The sequence below is a fragment of the Streptomyces sp. NPDC016845 genome, assembly GCF_044332585.1.
Lineage (GTDB): Bacteria > Actinomycetota > Actinomycetes > Streptomycetales > Streptomycetaceae > Streptomyces.
Genome location: NZ_JBIRPI010000006.1, coordinates 254940 through 270663, shown reverse-complemented (window position 1 = coordinate 270663; position 15724 = coordinate 254940). Strand labels below are relative to the sequence as shown.

Genomic DNA, 15724 nt, shown 5'->3' with positions numbered 1-15724 from the left:
TGCGGGCAGTGGTGAGACTTGATCCGGTTCGACGGAGCATCTGGGCGGGTGGGGGACGAGCGGCGGTGGACGACCTGACGCGGGGCGGCGGAACGCACGGGGTGGTGGGCGGACCGGGCGGGATACGGACGGTGCGGGAGTTCGTGGCGCTGCTGCGCCACCGCAAGGAGGCGTCCGGCCTCACCTACCGCCAGCTGGAGCTGCGCGCCGCGAAGAACGGCGACGTCCTGGCCCGCAGCACCCTCGCGGGCGCTCTCTCCCGCGAAGCGCTCCCCAAAGCGGACCTGCTGACCGCCTTCGTCCGCGCGTGCGGGGTGGGCGAGGAGGAGGTCACGGAGTGGGAGGCGGCCCGGGAGCGGCTGGCGGCGGGCGGTGAGCCCGGGGCCGGCGCGGACACCGTGAACGCCGAAGACGCCGGTGCCGCGGCCGTCGCCGGACCGGACCCCGAGGCCGACGACGGCCGTACCGGAGCGGGCGGCCCGCGCGGCGCGACCTCCGGCGGGCAGCTGCGGCGTGGCGGGAAACGGCTGGTGCGGGCGCGCCGCCGCGCCCTGCTCCTCGTCGGCGGCGTCGTGGTGTGTGCCGCGCTGCTGATCGTGGCCGTGCAGGCCGTCAAGGACGACGACGGCGGGCAGGGCGGGGCCGACGTGCCCGCCGGAGCGGTGACCGTACGGCCGGTGGAGGGGCCCGACCTCTGTCTCAGCGACGGCAAGGACCGTGCGGGGCGCTACGACAGCCTCGTCGCCGTGTTCCGGTCGTGCGCGAACGCGTCCCCGCCCGTCACGGAACTGCGCGCGACGGACGACGGCCGCTACCGCGTTCACTGGTACCACCCGGAGCACGGCCCCGGCTGCCTGGTGGTGCGCAGGGAAGGCCCGCCGAAGGGGTTCCTCGAACCGTTCGACGAGTGCGGCCAGGGCAGCCCCCTGCGGGTGGAGCGCGTACGGGACACCACCTCCACCTACGTACTCGAAGTGACCGACGCGCAGTGCGTGACGGCCGGGGCGCAGGGTGAGCGGCCCGTCACCGGCGTGGAGGCGGTGGTCAGGCCCTGCGACGGTTCGGCGGGCCAGCGCTTCGTGATCCGCCGAACCACCGCAGGCGCGGCCACCCCGACCGCCGGCTGACTCCACCCCCCTGCGCGGCGCGGCCGCGAGGGTCCCCCCGAGCTCTCCCCTCGCGGCCGGCGCCGGACAAGAAACTGCCAGGTGGGACCCTGCCCGGCAAGAGTCCGGGCTGTCCGGGACAGGATCGCGTTGTCCCGGACAGCCCTACGACTACAGCCCGTTGACCTTGCCGCTCGCCGACACCTCGTAGACCAGCGTCACGGTGCGGCGGCCGCCGGGCGGCAGCGAGACGTCCCAGCGGGCGATGCCCTCGGCGTCGAGCGAGTCGGGGGCGGGGGAGCAGGCGTCCTCGCGCAGCCGCACCTCGACGTCCGCGACCTCGGAGACCGGAATCCGTTCACGCAGCGTGATGGTGCGGTCGTCGGTGTCGTCCGGCGCGGAGAACCGCGACACGTGCAGCCGGACCGTGCGGGTGAGCACGGTGCGGTGGGTGAGGCCCGTGGTGTCGCGGGACTCGTCGGTCTCCCTGAGCACCCGGTGGCTGTCGGAGCTGCCGAACGCCAGCTCGGCGGTGGCGCCCGGCGCGGTGAAGTCCAGGGCGGAGCGGCCGGTGAAGCCGCTGTCGCGGACCAGTTCCACGGGCCCGGCGAGCAGCGCGTGCCCGCTCGCGTTCGGGAACCGCACCACCTGGGTGACCAGCGGCGAGAGTTCGGGCGCGCAGACGTACTCGCTGTGGGCCGCACTGGTGGCCTCGGTCAGCGGTACGCGGTGGGCGCGGCCGTCGCCCGGCACGGAGGCCGGGGCGGGGGCGTGCAGGACACGGACCTCGCCGCCGTCGTCCACGCCCGGCAGCCCGGGTACGGGCGCCGGGCCCACATCGGTGATGTCCTCCTCGCGCACCTCGATGTCGACGGTCCGGCGTTCGATCGCGGTCCGGTCCCGCAGGGTGAGCCGGTCCTCCACGAGCCGCGGCGGCGCGGTGGCCGGCCCCGACCGGGCCGTCGACAGCGTCAGGCGGACCCCGGACCAGTCCTCGCCCGTGCGCTGCCACACCGTCGCGTCGGTCCGCAGGGTCACGCGGCCCGCGTCCAGCGTGGCGCGGTAGGCGGGGCGCCACAGCGCGCACGGGGTGAGGTGGCTCAGGCGCAGCTCCGCCTCGCCCTCGGCAGCCGCCCGCACCGTCAGTTCGACGTGCGCGGTCAGCTCCGGCGGCTCCTCCTCGGCGGCCTGCAACGCACCCTCCGCGCGCGCCAGTTCCGCGCCGACCGCCCGCGACCGCCCCTCTACGGCGGCGAGCTCGTCCTCGTACCGATCGCGCTCGGCGTAGGCGCGCTCCAGCTCGCGGGCCCAGCGCTCCGGTTCGCTCTCGCCGTACCCCGCGCCCTCGCCGAACTCGCGCAGCAGGTCGGCGGCGAGCCGCGCCAGGAGCTCCAGACGGGCCCGCAACCGGTCGCCGCGCTGCCGCAGCGCCCGCTCCTCCTCCCGCAGGGCGTACGTGTGCCGGCGCAGCGCGGAGTCCTCGTCGCCGGGCGGCTCGGGCGCGCGCGGCGTCCAGGCCCGTACCAGGCGTACGTCGAGGACGGCGGCGGCGGTGTCGTCGCCGGTCAGGGCGGTGTGCAGGCTGCGGTCGACGGCGAGCGCGGGGACCGGGCCGAGGAGCAGACGCCGGACGCCGGGGCGCAGCGCGAGGGTGGCCGTGCGCTCGACGTGGGCGCGGTCCTCCAGGCAGGTCACGGCGGTGACGGGCAGCGGGATCAGGGCGGTGACCGGCGCCCCGGTCTCAGGGGCCCCGGCCTCAGGTGAAGTGGTCATGGGTCAGCTCCTCCGCTCTCCGCCGACGAGGGCCTTGGCGGCCGGGACGCGGATCTCGTGGCCGCCGTCGAGCACGGCGGTGCCGCCCGCGGGGACGTCCACCCGCCACAGGCGCGTGCCGGGCACGGGCCGCTCGGGTCCCTCGCCGCCGTCCGGCGGGGCCGTCCATCCGCCCCGTTCCTCGATGCGGATGTCGCCGTCCGAGGTGACGGGCACGCGTTCGCGGACCTCGACGGTGACCGTGCGGGGCAGCCGGTTGGCCAGCTCCACGTGGACGCGGTGGTCGAGCACGGTGGTGGTGTTGCGCAGCCCCGCGGTGGATTCGCGCAGCTCGGTGCGGCGGCTGGCCCGGACCGCCTCGGCGGGGCCGAGCCCGATGCGTCCCGTGCCGCCCGGGGCGACGGTCGGCAAGGCCGTGGTGGGCAGTTGATCGCCGTCGGAGGTGAGGTCGACGGGGCCCGCGAGCAGGGCCCGGTCGGTGGCGTTGGTGAGCACCAGCGTCGCGTACACGGTCTCCTCGACGGACGGTACGCACACGTACTCGGTGCGCAGGCCGACCGGCAGTCCGGTGACGGTCACGGTGTGCCAGGCGCCGTCGGAGGGGATGCCGGCGGGGCCCTCGGCGTCGTACCGGTGGTCGAAGGAGCCGGCCGACTCGCGGGGCCACGCGGCGTGCCCGGGCAGCGGCAGGAACCGGACGGCCTCGGCGCGTCCCCGGTCCTCCGCGGTCGTACGGTCATGGGGCGCCACCGGCTCGAGCAGCCCGCGCCGCCCGTCGGGCGCGTCGGCGCCGGACAGGACGAGGTCCCCGTAGTCCAGGTCGGCCGCGCCGGGGCGCGGTGGCCCGGACCGGGGCAGGGCCGAGGGAGGCGGTGCGGGAGCGGCGCCGGGCGCCATCGGGGCGTCGGCGAACACCGGGGCGCCCGCGGACAGGGGCGCGTGGGCCGCCCTCGCCTTGCCCACCGAACGGGGCCGGGCGGCCCCGGGCGCGACGGGCGCGGGCGCCCCGTACGCCGGCGCGTCCTCGGCGGCACCGGCGGCGAACGGTGCACCGTAGCCCTGTGCGGTGTCTTCCCCGGCGGCGCCGTAGAGCTGCGGGGGAGGCGGTGGCACGGCGGCGCCGCCCGCCCGCGGGACCGGCCTCGGGCCCGCCGCGTCGTACCCGGTGAAGAGCTCGGCGAGGCCCGCAGGAGGCTCTCGCCGGCCGGACGGTGCAGGCGGGGGCTGGCGGCGTCCGATACGGGTCGAGCGGAGTTTCGGGGCCCCGGTGGGGCGGAGCAGGTCGGCGGTGGACAGACCGATGCGGACACCGGTCCAGTCCTCACCGGTGTGCTGCGCGACCGACGCGCGGAGCACCAGACGCCCGCTGCCCTCGCCTTGACGGTACGTCAGCCGGTAGGACGGCACCCAGACCGCGCCGGGCACGCGGTACTCGACCTCGACCACGACCTCCTCGCGCGCGGCGCCCTCCAGGGTCAGCACGGCCGAGACCGAGGTGCGCACCGAGCCCGTCGCCGTACCCGTGGGGGCGCGGCGCAGCCGTTCGGTGGCCAGGTCCAACTCGTGCCGGACGCGCCGGAGTTCCTCGTCCCGCTCGTCGAGCCGGGCGTGCAGCGCGGTGAGCCGCTCGTCCACGAAGTCCGCGAGGCCGAGCCACGCGTCGACGGGGGTGCGGCGGTGCGGGTCGTCGCGCCTGCGGGGCGGCTGCACCGGCCGCACCGCCGCGACCTCCTCGATCCGCCGCAGCTGCCGGTCCCGCCGCGCCTCGGCCGCCCGCCGCGCCTCGCTCAGCCGCTCCACCTCGTGGCGCAGCTCCTCGTGCGCGTCGGACGCGGAGGGTTCGGCCCCGACGGCCACCCGGGCCTCGGCGACCCGCACACCCGGCGCGGCCACGACGGACGCCCGCAGCGACCCCGGGTCGAGCGAGAGCGGCAGGCCGCCGATCCGCACCCGGCCGTCGGCCGCCGTGACGACGCCCCGGGCGCGCCGCACGCACACCGCGCCCCGCGCGTACACCACCACCGACGTGAGTGTCGACTCCCAGGCCCGCACCGCACCTGTCTTGTTGTCCGTCATCGCGTGTCCCCCCGTACACCGCCGTCACCGACCCGGTTCCGCTCGAAGACTACGCCGTGATCATGGAGCGGGGAGGTTCGCGCACCCGCGGCCGGACGCTGCGTAAAGTGCCCGTCATGGATCAGAACGTGCTGGACAGGGCCGTGGCCGAGGCGTTCACCCGCACCGGGGCGAAGACGCCGCCCTGGCCCGATCCGCACGCCGGACGTGAGGTGGGCGAGGAGGAGTACACACGGTGCACGCACCCGGAGAAGTACCGCGTCCTCGCGGCGCGCGCGCAGGCGTGGACGCTGGCGTTGTGCGAGAGCGGCCTGGCCGTGGCGGAGGAGGCCGACAACCTCGTGGGGTTGGGGCGGCTGGGCGGCGACGTCTCCGTGGTGGACGTCGTGCGGCTGCGCCCGGTGCGGTCGGGCGCCCTGCCGCTGGTGTTCGGGTACGCCGCCGTGGACGGGGTGCCCCGGACGGCCCTGGTGGTCGGCGCGGGTGAACCGGCCGTGCGGGTCGGCCAGTTGCCGGACTGCGGCTGCGACGCCTGCGACGACGGCTCCGACTCGCTCCTGGCGGCGGTCGACGAGCTCGTGACGGCCGTGGTGACCGGCGCGTTCGTGCACGTCGACGCGGGGCGGGGCCGCGAGATCGTCGCCACCGGGGAGGACGACTGGTCGGCGAGCGACTGGGACGACGAGCGGTTCCCGGTGGCGGAGACGCTCGCCGCGGCGCGGGCGGGACGCTCGCCCCACGAGGTCGTGCTCGGTGCGCCCTGGGCGCGAGCGGAAGGCTGAGTCCCGCCCCCAGCACTCAGAAAGCGACAGAATCTGACGTCGATATTGTCTCGGTTGTGTTCCCTTCCTAGGGTGGGCGCGGTTCCGCAAGAGCTCCCGGCCGGAAGGGCACAGCCATGCCGCACCCGTCCCGCACGTACGTCAGCCGCCGTCGTCTGCTGGAAGCGGGGGCGGCCGTGCTCGGCGCGCTCGCGCTGCCCGGCGCGAAGGCGTTCGGCGCCGCGGGAGACGTCTTTGCCGGCGGGGACGAGTGGAACGGGCACATCGACCTCTTCCGCCTCGGCACCGAGCCCGCCCACACCACCCTCATGCCGTACGAGAGCGTCCGGCAGGCGCTCGCCGCCGACCGCACGAGATCCCCGTACCGGCAGAGCCTCGACGGCGACTGGAAGTTCGCCTACGTGGAGCGGCCCGCCGACAAGCTCGACGACTTCCACCGCACCGACCTCGACGACTCCGGCTGGGAGACGATCCCGGTCCCGTCCGCCTGGCAGCTGCACGGGTACGACACCCCGGTCTACGTCAACATCACCTACCCGTGGTGGGGCGCCAACGGGCTCGGCGAGGACGCCCAGCCGCCCGCCGCGCCGACCCGGTACAACCCGGTGGGCCAGTACCGGCGGACGTTCACCGTGCCAAGGGGCTGGCGCGGGCGGCGGACCTTCCTGCACTTCGAGGGCGTCAAGGCGGCGCACTACGTATGGGTCAACGGGCAGCTCGCCGGGTACCACGAGGACTCGTACACACCCGCCGAGTACGACATCACGCCGCACCTGAAGGACGGCACCAACCACGTCGCCGTCGAGGTCTACCGCTACTCGGACGGCGACTGGCTGCAGGACCAGGACATGATCCGGCTCAGCGGCATCTTCCGGTCCGTGTACCTGTACTCGACGCCCACGGTCCACCTCCGGGACTTCAAGATCGAGACACCGCTCGGCGACGGGTACAGGTCGGCCGGGCTGTCGGTCACGGCGCAGGTCCGGGACTACGCGGGCGACGCCGGCGGGGCGACGTACACGGTCGAGACCCAGCTCTACGACGCCGACGGACACGCCGTCTGGGCCCGGCCGCTGACCGGGTCCGCCGCGCTCACCTCGGCCGAGGTGACGGTCGGGGGCGCGAGATCCGTGCCCTCGCCGCGCCTGTGGTCCGCCGAGGACCCCTACCTCTACACCGCCGTCCTGCGCCTGCGCGACCCGCGCGGGAAGGTCCTCGAGACGCTCTCGCACCGCGTCGGCCTGCGCGAGTTCGCGCTGAAGGACGGCCTCATGCGGATCAACGGGCAGCCCGTCTCGCTGCGCGGCACCAACCGCCACGAGATGCACCCGGACCGCGGCTCCGCCCTCGGCCGCGCCGACATGGTCCGCGACATCCGGATCATCAAGCAGCTGAACATCAACTCCGTGCGCACCTCGCACTACCCCAACAACCCGCTGTGGCTCGAACTCGCCGACGAGTACGGCCTCTACCTCGTCGGCGAGACCAACCTGGAGACCCACGGCATCAACAGCTCCTACCCGGGCGACCGCGCCGACTGGACCACCGTGTGCGTGGCCCGCGCCCAGAACATGGTGCACCGCGACAAGAACCACGCCTCCGCCGTCATCTGGTCGCTCGGGAACGAGGCGGGCGGCGGCTCGTCGTTCAAGGCGATGTACGACTGGATCCACGGCTACGACACGACCCGCGTCATCCACTACGAGGGCGACGACCGGCCGGGCGTCAGCGACATCCGCTCCAAGATGTACGAGTCGCCGAGCCGGGTCGAGGCGCGCGCGAAAGACACCACGGACACCCGCCCGTACGTGATGGTCGAGTACGCCCACTCGATGGGTAACTCGACCGGAAACTTCAAGGAGTACTGGGACGTCGTGCGCCGCTACGACGTCCTCCAGGGCGGCTGGATCTGGGACTTCGTCGACCAGGCGCTGAACTGGCCGACCCCGGCGCGCACCCTGTTCACCGAGGAGGGGCCCGCCCGCCTGAAGGGGCAGATCGTCAACCCGTCGGGCTCGTTCAGCCGCGACAAGGGTGTCTCCGGCGCGACCGTCTTCGCCCGCGACGACCGCCTCGACCTGCGCGGTTCACTGACCCTCGAAGCCTGGGCGACCCCGCACGTGCGCGGCTACGACCAGCCGATCCTCGCCAAGGGCGACACCCACTACGCGCTCAAGCAGTCCGGGAGAACCCTGGAGTTCTTCCTCTACGCCGACGGTCAGTGGATCGCGGCGTCCTGGCAGACGCCCGACGACGGCTGGACGGGCGTCGAGCACCACGTCGCGGGCGTCTTCGACGCGGACAGGGGCACGCTCACCCTGTACGTGGACGGCGTGGTCAGGGCGGTGAAGACCACCACGCGCAAGCCGTCCGGCTCCACCGCGCCGCTCTCGCTCGCCGGTGAGGTCGAGAACCCCACCCGTGAGTTCAGCGGCACGATCCGCCGGGCCCGGGTCCACGCCCGCGCCCTGAGCGCCGCCGAACTCGCCGACGACGGACGTACCCCGGACGACGAAGGGGTGCGCTTCTGGTTCGACGCCCGCACCGTCGGCCACGAGGCGAAGAAGGCGCGGGACAGGACGTTCGCCGCGTACGGCGGCGACTGGGGCGACAACCCCAACGACGGCGCCTTCAGCGGCGACGGCATCGTCCTGCCCGACCGCGGCCACACCGGAAAGGCCGCCGAGGTCAGACGGATCTACCAGACGATCGGCGCGACCCTCAGGGACGGCGGCGCGAGCGGCGCCCTCACGCTCCACAACGAGAACCTCTTCACCAGCCTCCGCGCCTGGCACGGGAGCTGGGAGCTGGCCTGCGACGGGGTGGTGGTCCAGCGCGGCACACTCACCCGCGCCCAGCTCGACGTGGCCCCGCTGAGCAGCAAGGACATCACCGTCCCCGTACGGCTGCCGGACGATCCGGCGCCCGGCGCCGAGTACTTCCTCCAGCTCTCCTTCACCACCAAGGAGCGCACCCCCTGGGCGGACGAGGGGTTCGAGGTGGCGCGCGTACAGCTGCCGCTCGACGTGGACAGCCCCGAGGCCGTGCCCGTACCGCTGGCCGAGGTGCCGAAGGTGTCGTACGAGGACGGTGCCGCGCAGATCACCGTCACGGGCGTCAAGGGGCTCAAGGTCGTCGTCGACAAGTCGACCGGGCTCATCACGACGTTCGAGTCCGGCGGTACGAAGCTGCTCGTCACCGGCGCGGTCCCGAACTTCTGGCGCGCCCCCGTCGACAACGACCAGGGCAACGGCCAGCACACCCGCAACCAGACGTGGCGGGACGCGGGCGCGCGGCGCAGGGTGGAGGAGGTGACGGTGCGCCCGCTCGACGGCGGCCGCGCGGTCACCGTCACCGTCAAGAGCACACTCCCGACCACCACGGAGTCGGCCTGCACCACGGCCTACACCGTCTTCAGCAACGGCGAGATCAAGGTCGACAACACCCTCCACCCCGGCGCCCCGGACCTCCCCTACCTCCCCGAGGTCGGCACGATCCTGCACCTGCCCGCGGCCTTCGAGCGGCTGCACTACTACGGCCGCGGGCCCGAGGAGAACCACTGGGACCGCAAGGACGGCACCGACGTGGGCCGCTACTCCTCCACCGTGCGCGACCAGTGGACCCCGTACATCCGGCCGCAGGAGAACGGCAACAAGACGGACGTGCGCTGGGCGGCGCTCACCGACCGGCGCGGCCGCGGCCTGCTCGTGTGGGGCGACGGCCTCCTCGAACTCAACGCCTCCCACTTCACCCCGGAGGACCTGTCCGTCGGCGCCCGCCACGACTACCAGCTCACCCCGCGCGACGAGGTGGTCCTGCGCGTCAACCACCGCCAGATGGGCGTCGGCGGCGACAACAGCTGGGGCGCGCACACCCACGACCCGTACAAGCTGTTCGCCGACCGGGACTACGCGTACACGTACCGGCTGCGGCTGATCACGGACGTGGACGAGGCGGGGCGGCTGGCGCGGCGGCCCACCGGGACGCGGTAGCCGGGCCGTAGTAGGAGAGACTCGGGGTAGGCCGTGCGTCGCAGCCGCACGGCCTACCCCGCCACCCCTGGTGCCGCCCCCTTGGAGTTGACGCATGCCCTTCGACATAGCCGCGATCCGCGCACAGATCCCCGCGCTCGCCTCCGGCTCCGCCCGGTTCGACGCGCCGGGCGGCACGCAGGCGCCGCAGCCCGTCATCGACGCCGTCGTGGCGGCGCTGACCGGGCCCACGGCCAACCGTGGCAGTGTCACGGAGGGCGAGCACAACGCGGAGCGCATCGTGGCCGGGGCGCGCGCGGCCCTCGGCGACCTGCTCGGCACCGCGCCCGGCACCGTCGTCTTCGGCCGCAGCGCCACGCAGCTCACGTACGACCTGTCGCGGACGCTCGCCAAGACCTGGGGACCGGGCGACGAGGTTGTCGTCACCCGCCTTGACCACGACTCCAACATCCGGCCATGGGTGCAGGCCGCCGAATCGGCCGGCGCGGTCGTGAAGTGGGCCGGCTTCGACCCGGCGACGAGCGAACTGCGCCCCGAGCACATCGCGGCGCGGTTGTCCGCCCGGACCCGGCTCGTCGCCGTGACCGCCGCGTCGAACCTCACCGGCGCACGCCCCGACCTGCCCGCGATCGCGGCGCTCGTCCATGAGGCGGGCGCCCTGTTCCACGTCGACGCCGTCGGCTACGCCTCGCACGCCCTCGTGGACCTGGCGGCGATGGGCGCCGACACGCTCGTCTGCTCGCCGTACAAGTTCCTCGGCCCGCACCTGGGCGTGCTGACCGGGCGGGCCGGACTCCTCGAATCCCTGCGCCCGGACAAGCTGCTCCCGTCCAGCGACCAGGTGCCCGAGCGCTTCGAACTGGGCACGCTGCCCTATGAGCTGCTGGCCGGCGCGCACGCCGCGGTGGACTTCCTCGCGCACCTCGACCCCGACGCCCGGGGCAGCCGCCGTGACCGGCTGACCGCCTCGTTCGCGGCGCTCGAAGAACACGAGCACGCGCTCGGGAAGCGCCTCGCGGACGGGCTCGCGGAGCTGGACGGCATCACCGTGCACGGCCGCCCCGCGGCACCGACCCCGATCACCTTCTTCACGGTGGCGGGCCACCGCCCGGCCGACGTCGCCCGCCACCTCGCCGCCCACGGCGTCGACGCACCCGCCGGTTCCTTCTACGCCGTGCACGCCGCGGAGGACCTCGGCCTCGGCGCCGGGGGCGGCGTCCGCGTCGGATTCGCCCCTTACACCAGCGAGGAGGACGTGGACCGGCTCCTCGCGGCGCTGCGGCTCCTCGACGAGGCGCCGGCCCCGGGCTGAGGCGCGGCGTCAGCCCGCGGCGCAGGAGACGGTCGGCCAGGTGGTGTTGCCGTTGTGCTGGACGGTGACGCCGAAGGTGTTGCCGTTGCCGTTGGGCCTGGCGGTCAGGACTTGTGCGCTGGGGTAGCTCGCGCTGGTGTTCCAGGTGGAGAGGATCTTGGCGGGGGAGGGGACGTTCATGGTGACGGTCCAGTTGGTGGAGCCGGTGACGGCGACGGCGAGGTTGTAGCGGTCGCTCCAGGACTGACCGGCGGAGAGGGTGGCGGTGCACGAGCTGCCTCCGCCGCCACCGCCCCCGCCCGAGCCGCCGTCGGGCGCTACGGCGCGGCCGGTGGTCGGCGAGATCATGCCGGCGCACAGGCCGCGCGCGGCGAGGCCCTGCGCGATCCGCGGGATCGCGGCGAGCGTGTTGGCGGGCCAGTCGTGCATCAGGATGACCTGTCCGTCGGTGAGCCGGCCCGCCGCCGAGACGATCGCGTCGGTACTGGCGTTGTTCCAGTCCTGCGAGTCGACGTCCCAGATGATCTCCTTCAGGCCGTACTTGGCCTCGACGGCCTTCACCGTCGCGTTGGTCTCGCCGTACGGCGGCCGGAACAGCTTGGGCGTCCCGCCGCCGGCGTTGGCGATGGCCTGCTGGGTGCGGGAGATCTCCGAGTCGATCTGCGCCTGCCCGAGCGTGGTCAGGTGGGGGTGCGTGTAACTGTGGTTGGCGACCCACATCCCGGCGCTGACCTGCGCCCGTACCTGGGCCGGGTTGGCGGCGGCGTACTGGCCCTGGTTGAACATCGTGGCCCGCAGCCCGTTCCGCTTCAGCGCGTCGAGCAGGGCCGGGGTGGTGTTGGACGGGCCGTCGTCGAAGGTGAGGCCGACGTAGCCGGTGCAGGCGGCGGCCTGCGCGGGCGCGGCGGCGCCGTGGACGGTGAGGGTGCTCGCGGCAGCCATGGCGACGACGGCCGATCTCGCGAGCAGGGAACGTGCGCGCATGGGGGTGTGCTCCTTCGCCATCGAGGGACGGGGGTCAGCTCGCGGAACAGGAGACGGTCGGCCAGGTGGTGTTGCCGTTGTGCTGGACGGTGACGCCGAAGGTGTTGCCGTTGCCGTTGGGCCTGGCGGTCAGGACTTGTGCGCTGGGGTAGCTCGCGCTGGTGTTCCAGGTGGAGAGGATCTTGGCGGGGGAGGGGACGTTCATGGTGACGGTCCAGTTGGTGGAGCCGGTGACGGCGACGTCGAGGTTGTAGCGGTCGCTCCAGGACTGACCGGCGGAGAGGGTCGCACTGCACCCGCCACCGCCTCCTCCACCGCCGCCACCGCCCGAACCCGTGCCGCCCACCGTGATGTTGGAGTTCCCGCTGCTCTGGTAGCCCTCGGTCGCCATGATCATGTAGTAGTTGAAGCTGCCGAGCGGCATGCCCGCGCGGGCCCACGCGTCGAAGTGGTTGCCGGTGGTGATGGTGCCGCCCGTCCGCTTCGACTGCCGGACGCTCCAGTACTGGTCGAAGGTCTTGGTGCCCTCGACGGACGGCGCGTTGTACCGCGTCGTCTTGTAGATGTCGTACGTGCCGCCGTCGGTGGTGACGGTGCCCTTGTACGTGCCCGTGGGCCGGAACGTGCCCCAGTTGTCGACGATGTAGTACTCGACGAGCGGGTTCGACGTCCAGCCGTACAGCGCCAGGTAGGCGTTGCCGGACGGGTTGAACGTGCCCGAGTACGTCACGCTCCGGCGCCCGCCGTTGGCCCAGCCCTTGCCCGCGACGAAGTTCCCGGTGTTGCTCCATGAGGTGCTGTAGTTGCCGCCGGAGCCCAGGTTCATGGAGACCGTGCCGGGGGCGTCGGTCCAGAACGAGTAGTGGTAACCGTTGTTCGTGCCGGTCTGGTTCGTGGTGACGACCGTGTCGGCGTGCGCGGTGCCGGGCAGGGCCAGCGCGGCGACGGCGACCAGCAGCGCGGCGCAGACAGTGCTGATGAGCAGCCTGAACCGGTGTGCGGGGGTGTTGTGCATGAGCGTGCCTCCTCCTAGCTCGTGCTCTTGCTCGTGCTCTTCCTTGTGACGGCGACAGCTTTGAACTGGCCCTGCCAACTGTCAAGAGTTTCGGTCAGCATCTCGAAAGGTTTCTTCGGGCACGGACCAGGACTTTGCAGGTCACGCGTGGTCCGTGGCGGGCCCTCGGTCACCGCGATCCGCGCTGATGTGCGCCGAAACTTTCGGAGAATTATCGAAGGTTATCGGTCAATGACGCGGGGCGTCTCGCCCGTACGGATCACCCAGCGCGCCGACACCCGCCCCCGCCACTGGAATGGCTGAGTGCCCCTCGTGACCGCCGTCCTCGACACCTCGCCGCCGGACGACTGCCTCGCCCGCAACGACTGGATCTGCGGCGCGTATCTGAGCACGCGCAGGCACATCCTGTTCGACGCCGTCGTGCAGCACCTGCAGATCACCCTGATCGCCGTGGCGATCGCCCTCGTCATCGCCGTACCGCTGGCCGTCGTCGCCCGCCGGTGGGGATGGGCGGCCGGGCCCGTGCTCGCCCTGACGACCGTGCTCTACACGATCCCGTCCCTCGCCATGTTCTCGCTGCTGCTGCCCGTCTACGGGCTCTCCGCCACGCTCGTCGCCGCCGGGCTCGTGCTGTACTCACTGACCCTGCTCGTGCGGAACATCCTCGCCGGGCTGCGCGCCGTGCCCGAGGAGACCCGGCAGGCCGCGCGCGGCATGGGGTACGGGCCGGTCCGGCTGCTGCTCAGCGTCGAGCTGCCACTCGCTCTGCCCGCCGCCATGGCGGGGCTGCGCATCGCGACCGTCTCGGCCGTGTCCCTGGTGACCATCGGCGCCATCGTCGGACACGGCGGCCTCGGCAACCTGATCTACGCGGGTATGAACACGTACTTCAAGGCTCAGGTGCTGACCGCCTCCGTGCTGTGCGTGGTCATCGCGATCGTCGCCGATCTGGTGCTCCTGGGCGTCGGGCGCCTCCTCACCCCCTGGACGAGAGCGAGCCGCGCGTGAAGACCCTCACCGACGCCTGGAACTGGCTCGCCGACTCCGCGCACTGGTCCGGCGACGACGGCATCTGGCACCGGCTCACCCAGCACCTCGTCCTCACCCTCCTCTGCCTCGCCGTCAGCTGTCTGATCGCCCTGCCCATCGCCCTCGTGCTCGGGCACCTCGGCAAGGGCGGCGCGCTCGCCGTCAACATCTCCAACGTCGGCCGGGCCGTCCCCACCTTCGCCGTCCTCGTCCTGCTGCTCCTCACCCCGCTCGGGCGGTACGGCGAGGGGCCCACCGTCGTCGCGCTCGTCCTGTTCGCCGTGCCGCCCCTGCTCACCAACGCGTACGTGGGCATGCGCGGCGTCGACCGGGAGATCGTCCGAGCCGCGCGCGGAATGGGCATGACCGGGCGGCAGATGCTGCTGAAGGTGGAGGCCCCGCTCGCGCTCCCGCTGATCTTCAACGGGGTGCGGATCGCGGCCGTGCAGCTCGTCGCCACCGCCACCATCGCCGCGCTCGCGGGCGGCGGCGGGCTCGGGCGGCTCATCACCGCCGGGTTCAACCTCGCCAGCACCCCGCAGGTCGTCGCGGGAGCCGTGCTCGTCGCCGTGTTCGCGCTCGTCGTCGAAGGGCTCTTCGAGATCGCCGAGCGGTGCGCGCCGTCCTGGGCGCGGGGAAGGGCCACCGGATGAGCGCGCCCAGCCGCCGACGCGCGGTGTTCCTCGCGGTCGCGTTCCTCCTCACCGGGTGTGCCACCGGGCCCTCCCTGGAGAACCAGGGCGAGGTGACCGCGCCGCCCGGTGACAGCAAACACCTGGTCATCGGATCCGCCGGGTTCACCGAGAGCGACCTGCTCGCGACCATGTACGCGCTGCTCCTCGAGAACGCCGGGTACGGGACCGAGATCCTCTCCGTCGCCAACCGCGAGCTGTACGAACCCGCCCTGGAGTCCGGCCAGATCGACGTCGTCCCGGAGTACGCGGCCACGTTCGCCGACTGGCTGGGCGCCAAGACCCACGGCGCCGACGCCGACCCCGTCGGCTCCCCCGACCTCGACGCCACCATGGAGGCGCTGCGCACGCTCGCCCGGCCGCGCGGCCTCGTGGTCCTCGACCCCGGCAAGGCCGTCGACCAGAACGCCTTCGCCGTCACCCGGTCCTACGCCGCCGGGCACCGGCTGAAGACGCTCAGCGACCTCGGCGCCTCCGGTCTGGGGGTGCGGCTCGCAGCCGGGGACGAATGCGTGCAACGCCCGTACTGCGAACCGGGGTTGCGGAAGGTCTACGGAATCGATGTCACCGGCGTCGACCCGAAGGGCGTCGGCACCACCCAGTCCAAGAAGGCCGTGCAGAACGGGCAGGACCAGATGGTGCTGACCACGACCACCGACGCCACGCTCGCCGAGTTCGGGCTCGTCCTGCTCGCCGACGACAAGAAGCTCCAGAACGCCGACTACATCGTGCCCGTCGTGAACCGGTCGCAGGCGGGCAGCGAGAAGGTCGCCAAGACGCTCGGCGCGCTCAACTCCGTCCTCACCACCCAGGACCTGGCCGCCATGAACCAGCAGGTCGACAGCTGGCGGCGGCTGCCCGAGGACGTCGCACGCGCCTACCTGCGCGACAAGGGGCTGCTGAAGTAGGCCGGTACCGGAGGGTGTGCGGGGGCCGAAGGGCGGGAAGGTGGAGCGCCCCCGG

11 protein-coding genes are annotated in these 15724 nt (G+C 73.2%); 7 read left to right on the top strand and 4 right to left on the bottom strand.

Going from position 1 to position 15724, the window contains the following annotated elements; all coding sequences use genetic code 11:
* The first annotated feature begins 65 nt into the window (after positions 1 to 65).
* A complete protein-coding gene (locus ACH4RC_RS19215; protein WP_398202148.1) occupies positions 66 to 1127 on the top strand; it encodes an XRE family transcriptional regulator in 1062 nt (353 codons plus the stop codon).
* A 150-nt stretch (positions 1128 to 1277) separates the two neighbouring features.
* Here the strand turns inward: ACH4RC_RS19215 and ACH4RC_RS19210 are convergent, their stop codons facing one another.
* Both ACH4RC_RS19210 and ACH4RC_RS19205 read right to left on the bottom strand, forming a co-directional pair.
* Positions 1278 to 2879 (bottom strand): mucoidy inhibitor MuiA family protein, encoded by a 1602-nt coding sequence (locus tag ACH4RC_RS19210; RefSeq protein ID WP_398202146.1) that lies wholly within the window; start codon positions 2877 to 2879, stop codon positions 1278 to 1280.
* A gap of 3 nt (positions 2880 to 2882) precedes the next feature.
* Positions 2883 to 4955 (bottom strand): DUF4139 domain-containing protein, encoded by a 2073-nt coding sequence (locus ACH4RC_RS19205; RefSeq protein ID WP_398202143.1) that lies wholly within the window; start codon positions 4953 to 4955, stop codon positions 2883 to 2885.
* A gap of 116 nt (positions 4956 to 5071) precedes the next feature.
* On the opposite strand from ACH4RC_RS19205, the gene ACH4RC_RS19200 reads away from it, so the two are divergent.
* From ACH4RC_RS19200 to ACH4RC_RS19190, 3 genes are all read left to right on the top strand, one after another.
* Positions 5072 to 5737 (top strand): DUF6226 family protein, encoded by a 666-nt coding sequence (locus ACH4RC_RS19200; protein WP_398202140.1) that lies wholly within the window; start codon positions 5072 to 5074, stop codon positions 5735 to 5737.
* A 116-nt stretch (positions 5738 to 5853) separates the two neighbouring features.
* Complete coding sequence (locus ACH4RC_RS19195) at positions 5854 to 9729, top strand: glycoside hydrolase family 2 TIM barrel-domain containing protein (protein WP_398202138.1); 3876 nt, start codon at positions 5854 to 5856, stop codon at positions 9727 to 9729.
* A gap of 94 nt (positions 9730 to 9823) precedes the next feature.
* Complete coding sequence (locus ACH4RC_RS19190) at positions 9824 to 11041, top strand: cysteine desulfurase-like protein (protein WP_398202136.1); 1218 nt, start codon at positions 9824 to 9826, stop codon at positions 11039 to 11041.
* A 9-nt stretch (positions 11042 to 11050) separates the two neighbouring features.
* Here the strand turns inward: ACH4RC_RS19190 and ACH4RC_RS19185 are convergent, their stop codons facing one another.
* Both ACH4RC_RS19185 and ACH4RC_RS19180 read right to left on the bottom strand, forming a co-directional pair.
* Complete coding sequence (locus ACH4RC_RS19185; RefSeq protein ID WP_398202133.1) at positions 11051 to 12025, bottom strand: polysaccharide deacetylase family protein; 975 nt, start codon at positions 12023 to 12025, stop codon at positions 11051 to 11053.
* Between the two features lie 34 nt (positions 12026 to 12059).
* The gene (locus tag ACH4RC_RS19180) at positions 12060 to 13040 is read right to left on the bottom strand and encodes a glycoside hydrolase family 11 protein (protein ID WP_398202132.1); all 981 of its coding nucleotides are present in this window, start codon (positions 13038 to 13040) and stop codon (positions 12060 to 12062) included.
* 312 nt (positions 13041 to 13352) lie between these two features.
* On the opposite strand from ACH4RC_RS19180, the gene ACH4RC_RS19175 reads away from it, so the two are divergent.
* Genes ACH4RC_RS19175 through ACH4RC_RS19165 form a run of 3 tightly spaced genes read left to right on the top strand, consistent with a single transcriptional unit; the run spans position 13353 to position 15669 of the window.
* Positions 13353 to 14048, top strand: coding sequence for an ABC transporter permease (locus ACH4RC_RS19175; RefSeq protein WP_398202328.1), 696 nt, complete (start codon positions 13353 to 13355; stop codon positions 14046 to 14048).
* Positions 14045 to 14722 (top strand): ABC transporter permease, encoded by a 678-nt coding sequence (locus ACH4RC_RS19170; RefSeq protein ID WP_398202129.1) that lies wholly within the window; start codon positions 14045 to 14047, stop codon positions 14720 to 14722. Before ACH4RC_RS19175 ends, ACH4RC_RS19170 begins: the two co-directional genes overlap by 4 nt.
* The gene (locus ACH4RC_RS19165; protein WP_398202126.1) at positions 14719 to 15669 is read left to right on the top strand and encodes an ABC transporter substrate-binding protein; all 951 of its coding nucleotides are present in this window, start codon (positions 14719 to 14721) and stop codon (positions 15667 to 15669) included. The genes ACH4RC_RS19170 and ACH4RC_RS19165 overlap by 4 nt, the downstream gene beginning before the upstream one ends.
* Positions 15670 to 15724: the final 55 nt, after the last annotated feature.